The following is a 5,910-nucleotide window of genomic DNA, read 5'->3' on the forward strand; positions in this document are numbered from 1 at the left end:
GCCACAGGGGCTGGGGGGTGGGTGTGCGCGCGTGCAGCAGGCGCCAGCCGGCGCCGAGCGCGTCGTCCAGCCGCAGGCGTGCCCCGTCGGGCGCGGTCACCCAGGGCTGCGGGACCTGGCGGCCGGACGCGCGGGTGCGGGGGCCGGCCTGGAAGCCGGCGCCGTAGCGGGCGACGGGGATCCAGTGGGAGTCCTGCAGCCACCGGGCCAGGCCCGGCAGACGGCCCAGGAGCGGAAGCGCGCTGTCGCGCAGCAGGGTGAGCGGACGCCGCCGCTCGGTGATGATCCGGCCCACGAACACGGTCCGGGCGGTGACCTCCTCGACGTGCGGTCTGCGTTCGGCCTCGTAGGAGTCGAGGACCGCGTCGGGCAGTTCGCCGCGCAGCACGGCGGCGAGCTTCCAGCAGAGGTTGGCCGCGTCCCGCACACCGGCGGCCATGCCCTGGCCGATCCACGGCGGCATGGCGTGCGCGGCGTCGCCGGCCAGGAAGACCCTGCCGGCCCGGAAACGGTCGGCGAAGCGGACGTGGTGGCTGTACACGGTGGTCCGCAGGATCCTGACGCCGTCCCTGCCGATCCCGTACCGCCCGATCATCGCGTGGACGGCGTCGTCGGTGGTCAGGTACGCCTCGTCGTCGCCCGGCAGGACGGGGAACTCCCAGCGGTGGTGGCCGAGGGGGGTCGGGCAGTCGACCGCCGGACGGGCGGGGTCGCAGCGGAAGCGCAGCCGGTCGTGGTCCGGCCACGGCGCGAGCATCCTGGTGTCGACGACCACCCAGCGGTCGTCGTAGGTCCGCCCCTCGTAGCCGACGCCGAGCTGCGACCGGGTCGGGCTGGATCCGCCGTCGGCGGCGATGACGTAGGAGGCGCGGAGACGGCGTACGGAGTCGGTGCCGGTGCCGGTGCCGGTGCCGGTAGCAACTTCGGTGGCGGTGGCGGTCGCCGTCAGGTCGACGCCCTGCGCGTCCTGTCGCACGCGCAGGCACTCGTACCCCAGCAGCACCTCCACGTTCGGGTAACGGGCCACGCCCTCGCGCAGCACCCGCTCCAGTGCGGGCTGGTGGAGGAACATCTGCGGCGGATGACCGTGTCCGCGCGGCGTGGGGCAGGCGCGGAGGAAGGTGCGGCCCCGCGCGTCCACGAAGTCCACGGGGCCGCCGGCCAGCATGTCCCGCTTCAGCCGTTCGGCCAGGCCGGCGCGCTGCCAGATCCGCAGCACCTCCTCGTCGGTGGAGATGGCACGGGCACGGGAGTAGACCTCGGCGTCGCGTTCCAGGACGACGACGTCGAGGCCCATGGCGCCCAGCAGGTTCGCGGCCGTGACGCCCGTGGGCCCGTAACCGACCACGGCCACGTCGTGGACGCGCTCCCCGGCTCCCGTGTCATCCATCCGGCCACCTCACCGAACCATCGCACAGTAGTTATACAGTAGGTATTTTTCCTCGTACGGGTCTTTTGTACCGGTCGGCGCGACGGTGACAGTAGGTTCGGCGCCTGAGCGGAGCCACGTGGCATCGCCACCCACCGGATCCCGCACGGGCACGCGCACGGATCCCCGTACAGGAGGCCACCGCATGCCCCGCTCCTCCGGCCGCGTCGACGTCCACCAGCACGTGCTCCCGCCCTTCTACCGCGACCTCCTCGCCGGGGCGGGCATCGCGGGGGTCGGCGGCCGTGCCCTGCCCGACTGGAGTGCCGGGGCGGCGCTGGACCTGATGGACCTGCTGGGCATCACCACGGCCGTCGTGTCCGTCTCCGCACCCGGCACCGGCTTCCTGTCCGACCCGGAGGAGGCCGCCGGCCTGGCGCGCCGGCTGAACGACTTCTGCGCGTCCCTTCCCGCCGACCACCCCGGCCGCTTCGGCTGGTTCGCCACCCTTCCCGCGCCCGGCACCGCCGCCTGCGCCGCGGAGGCGGAGCGGGCGCTGGACGAACTGGGCGCCGACGGTGTCGTCCTCCTGGCCAACAACGGGGGCACCTATCTCGGCGCGGAGGGCCAGGACGCGCTGTGGCGGTCCCTGGACGAGCGGGGTGCCACCGTGCTGATCCACCCGGCCGAGCTGCCGGCACCGGCCGTGGACGGCATCCCGCCGTTCGCCGCGGACTTCCTCCTGGACACCACCCGCGCCGCGTACCTCCTCGTACGGCGCGGCGTCGTCCGCCGCCACCCGGGCATCCGGTTCGTCCTGAGCCACGGGGGCGGCTTCGTGCCGTACGCCTCCCACCGCCTGGCCGTCACCATCGCCGCCGAGGCCGGCCGCAGCCTCCTGGACGTCCTGGACGACTTCCGTTCCTTCTACTTCGACACCGCCCTCTCCTCCAGTCCCGCCGCCCTGCCCAGCCTGCTCGCCTTCGCCCGGCCCGGGCACGTCCTCTTCGGCAGCGACTGGCCCTTCGCCCCCGCGCCCGCCGGGCAGTACTTCGCCAACGGGCTCAAGACCGGGGTGGCACCGAAGATGCTGGCGGCCATCGACCACGCCAACGCCGAGGCCCTCTTCCCCCGCCTGGGCGGGGCGCCGGCCCCGGCTGCGCGGACCCGCCTGCGGCATGTCGTACGACGGGCCGGCGCCCGGGTCCTGTTCACGCTCGTCCAGCCCGGCACCGACTGAGGGGCGTCCCTGGAAGCGTCCCCGCGGACGTACGCGGGAGCGGCTCAGCACAGCCGGTCGCGGAGCAGGGAGAGCACGGCCTCCTGGTCCTGGTCCGGATGGCAGAAGTAGTGGTCCCCGGGGAACGTCTCCAGCCGGAAGGCGCCCGTGGTCACCGCTCTCCACGCGCTCATGTCCTCCTCGCCGACCAGCGGGTCCCGGCGGCCGTGCAGTGCGGTGACGGGCGCGTGGAGGTCCGCTCCGGCCGTCGCGGGCGTGTACCCGTGCACGATGCGCAGATCGGCGCGGCCGACGGGGTCCAGCAGGCCCGCCAGCTGGCTTCCGGCCTCCTCACCGAGGCGCTCCCGCAGGGCGCGCGCGAGCTTCCCGGGGTCTTCCCGGAACGCGTCCTGCGGTTCGGCGGAGGACGGCCACGCGGAGTGTCCCAGGGACCGGTGGGCCTGCGCGATCCGTGTCGCCACGGGGTTGGGACCGAGGGAGGGCGAGGTGAAGGCCGCGACGAGGAGGTGCCGCAGCGGCCCGCCCCGGACCGTGCCGAACTCGTGGGCGAGCCGGTAGGCGAGCAGGGCTCCCATGCTGTGCCCGTAGAACGCGAAGGGCCGGTCGGTGTACGGGGCCAGCACCCCGGCCAGGAGGCGCACGGCCTCCCCGCAGTCTTCCAGTGGGCGCTCCCGCCAGCGGTCCTCCCGGCCCGGCAGCTGCACCGGGCAGACGTCGATGTCGTCCGGCAGCGCGTCCGCCCAGGTACGGAAGACGGACGCGCCGCGTCCGCCGTAGGGGAGGCAGAACAGCCGGACCCGGGGGTTCCGGCTGAGTCTGTGGTGCCGGAGCCAGCGGGCAGGGTCACCGGACACCGGGGCGCGGTGCCGCTCCCCGGCGTGGTCCGGGTTCCGCGTGTCTGTCCGGGCGTCGGTCCCGGCTGCGGGGGCCGGGCGGAAGGCGGGCAGGGCGGCGAGCAGGACGGCCAGTTCAGCCACCGTGGGGCCGTCCACCAGGACGTCCAGCGGTACGTCGGCGCCGAGATCCTCGGACAACCGCCGGCGCAGTTCCAGGGCGGCGAGGGAGTCGAGTCCGAGGTCGGCGAAGGAACGTCCGGGCACCTCCCCCGCGTCCACGGTGACCAGGTCCGCCAGCATGTCGGTCAGGTACGCGAGGAGGATCTCCGGCCTCCGGTCCGGCTCGGCGTCCCGCAACCGCCGCCCGGTGGCCGTCCCGATGGCCGTCCCGGTGGCTGTTCCTGTGGCTGTTCCGGTGGTCGTCGCCGCGTGGTCGCGTACGTGCGGGGCGACGGCTTCAGGAGGCAGGAGGCGGACCTCCGCCCGGAGGCACTCGGCGAGCAGGCGCCCCTCGTGGTCGAAGAGGCGGTAGCCGCCCACCAGGCGCTGCCCGTCCGCCGGTCCGGCCGAGGTGAAGTGCGCCCACAGCGGCTCGTCGCCGGGTCCGGGCGTGTTGTCGAGGGCGAACCGGCCCAGCCCGGAGGTGATGAACGGGACGCCGGCGGGGAGGTGTTCGCCCGCGGCGAGGACGTACAACTGGGCGCAGGCGTCCAGCACTCCGGGACGCAGGCGCGCCGGGCCGTCCGGGGCGCTGTCCGGGTGGGGGCCGTCCGGTCCGGTGGCGCGCAGTCGGGCGAGGACCTCGCCGTCGCCCGACCAGGCCTCCTCGACCCGCATGACCGAACCGCCCAGGGCCACACCGCGCCCGCGCAGGTCCCGGTAGAAGTCGTCGGCCCGGGTGCGGACCGGCAAGCGCTCACGGAGCACCCGGCGGTCCTCCTCCGTCAGTTCGGCCGGTCCGGTCACCGGTCCGGTCACCGATCCTGCCGTCGCTCCGGTCGCCGATCCGGAGGGACGGACGCGGAACTCGCCCCGTACGTGCCGGTGCCAGCGGGTCTCGCCGTCGGCGACGCTGTGCACGGCGAAGGGCCACCAGCCGTCGTCCTCCTCGTCCCCGTGGCCGGTCCGGTCGGTCCGGTCGGTCCGGTCGGCGTCCTCGACGACGATCTGCACCGTGCGGCGCTCGTCCGCGAACCGCAGCGCGTGGGTGAACACCACCTCCCGCAGTTCGTACGACGGGGCCCCGCCCAGCTCGCACGCGACCCGTGTCAGCAGGTCGTGGTAGTGGCCCAGGTGCAGCACCCCGCCCGTGTCGGCCAGCTCGGGCAGCAGTCGCCGACTGAGCACGGTCTCGAACTGCCGCCCGGGCAGCGGGGACCGTACCTGCCTGAGCGCCGTCGGACCGGCGGGCGGGGACGCGGTTCCGTCCGGCCGACGCGCGGCGGCGGCCCGGAATCCGTCGGCGCGCGGTACCGGCGGGACATGGCGGCTGCGCTGGAAGGGGTAGGTGGGCAACGGCAGACGGGCGGGACGCCCGCCCTCGTGCAGCCCCTCCCAGTCGACGGCCGCTCCGGCCCGATAGGCCGACGCGAGGCCCTCCAGCAGCCGCGGCCACAGCTCCCCTCCGCCCGGGGGGTCGGAGGCCGCGCCGTCGTCCGCGGGCGTCCGGGTGATCGTCCACCACAGGGCGTCCGCCGGATCCGACTCCGGCTCCGGCTCCGGCTCCGGCTCCGGCTCCGGGCCCACGACGACGAACGTGGCGTAACCGCTGTCCGTCAGCGGGGAGAGGAGCGCCCTGACGGCGTCCGGTCCCTCCTGCAGACCGGGACCGGTACCGGAGCCGGTCAGGATTTCCCCCGACAGCCAGAAACCGGGATCGGTCGGCCGCCCGCCGTCCGCCGCCGGCCCGGTGCCGGTGCCGGTGCCGGTGCCGGTGAGGAAGCGGAGCCGGGGTGCGGCCAGCGCGGCCCCGGGCACCGGGCCCGCGCCGCGGCGGGCCGCGAGGTACGCCCCGGCGGTCGGTACGTCCATGATCCCGGCGACGCAGGCGGCGGCCAGCGCGCCGGGGCCGCGGCCGCCCACCGCGGCGGGGGCGATGCCCCAACGGTCGGCCAGCAGCCGGGCCAGTGCGAGCTGGTAGGTGAAACGGAACGCGTCGGGGTCCGTCGCGGTGGCCCCCAGCCCGGCGACGCACTCCTCGTGCAGGGCGCGGAACCCCGGGCCGGCGGCGTACAGCTCCGTGGTGTGCCGCCTCGCCTGGACGAGGTCCGCGTCGAGGAACAGGGCCGTGTGCCGGCCGGGGCCGCAGGGCCGGTCCGGTACGGGGCGGGTCGCCACGGCCCGCAGTTCGGCGGCGAGCGCGGCGCCGGAGGAGGTGGTGACCAGGGCCGTGCGGTGGGGGAAGTGGCGTCGGCGGGCCCCGAGGGTGTGGGCGATGTCCGCGGGGTCCGCGTCGGGGTGGGCGG

Annotated in this window: 3 protein-coding genes; 1 reads left to right on the forward strand and 2 read right to left on the reverse strand. The window is 75.5% G+C overall.

From position 1 onward, the window contains the following. Window positions 1–1,390 (reverse strand): bifunctional 3-(3-hydroxy-phenyl)propionate/3-hydroxycinnamic acid hydroxylase (locus tag FGF04_RS38000; RefSeq protein WP_149515952.1); only part of this gene is annotated, 1,390 nt, incomplete at its 3' end. A 184-nt stretch (window positions 1,391–1,574) separates the two neighbouring features. Here FGF04_RS38000 and FGF04_RS38005 point away from each other — a divergent pair. After that, window positions 1,575–2,609, forward strand: a complete 1,035-nt coding sequence (locus FGF04_RS38005; RefSeq protein WP_149515953.1) for an amidohydrolase family protein — start codon at window positions 1,575–1,577, stop codon at window positions 2,607–2,609. A 44-nt stretch (window positions 2,610–2,653) separates the two neighbouring features. Here the strand turns inward: FGF04_RS38005 and FGF04_RS38010 are convergent. Then, on the reverse strand, window positions 2,654–5,910 hold a 3,257-nt coding region (locus FGF04_RS38010), incomplete at its 5' end, for a thioesterase domain-containing protein (protein WP_188114406.1).

Source organism: Streptomyces apricus, from assembly GCF_008369065.1.
GTDB classification, from domain to species: domain Bacteria; phylum Actinomycetota; class Actinomycetes; order Streptomycetales; family Streptomycetaceae; genus Streptomyces; species Streptomyces apricus.